The following is an 802-nucleotide window of genomic DNA, read 5'->3' as shown; positions in this document are numbered from 1 at the left end:
CCCAGCCTAAACGTCAGCCTTTGCCGGCGACTTTACCCCGTGAAGATATCCGGCTGGTGCCGGAGACGGAGAGCTGCCCGGATTGCGGTCATGCCCTGCGCTTTTTGCGTGATGAAATCAGTGAGCGACTGGAATACTGTCCGGCCACGTTTATCGTCCGGCGCTATATCAGCCCGCAGTACAGTTGCGCGCGCTGTCAGTGTGTACATGCTAAAGCCCAGCCCGCCCATCTTATTGAAAAGGGCCTTCCGGAGCCGGGGTTGCTGGCTCAGGTGGTGGTCGCTAAATATCGTGACCACCTGCCGCTCTACCGTCAGCAGCAAATCTATGCCCGCAGCGGTGTCACCCTGGCCCGCAGCACCCTGTCGGACTGGGTGGGGCAGGTGGCTGTGGCGTTGCAACCGCTGGCCGATGCCCTGAAGCAGACGCTGCTGACGTCCCCGGTGCTGCATGCCGATGAGACCCCGTTGCCGATACTGGCCCCGGGAAAAGGCCAGACCCGGCGAGCTTACCTGTGGACGTCTGTCACCGGCCCCGATACCTCGCCGGCAGTGGTGTACTATGAGCTGCATCCCGGCCGCAGCGGCCGTTATGCCCAGAGCCTGCTGAAAGACTGGTCGGGCGGCACGCTGGTGACGGATGACTATGCCGGTTACAACGCGCTGCATGCCCGGGCGGATATCACCGAAGCGGGTTGCTGGGCTCACGCCCGCCGCAAATTCTTTGACCAATACAAAGCGAGCCAAAGTCCGGTGGCGAAACAGGCGCTGGATGGCATTCGCGACCTGTACAAGCTGGAACG

Annotated in this window: 1 pseudogene; it reads left to right on the top strand. The window is 62.2% G+C overall.

Going from position 1 to position 802, the window contains the following annotated elements:
- A pseudogene (locus EAE91_RS23570) lies at positions 1-802 on the top strand (IS66-like element ISPlu20 family transposase); the annotation flags it as partial.

This window comes from Photorhabdus noenieputensis (genome assembly GCF_018448935.1).
Lineage (GTDB): Bacteria > Pseudomonadota > Gammaproteobacteria > Enterobacterales > Enterobacteriaceae > Photorhabdus > Photorhabdus noenieputensis.
Note: the sequence above shows the minus strand (reverse complement) of the source record. Positions and strands in the feature narration are given on the sequence as shown.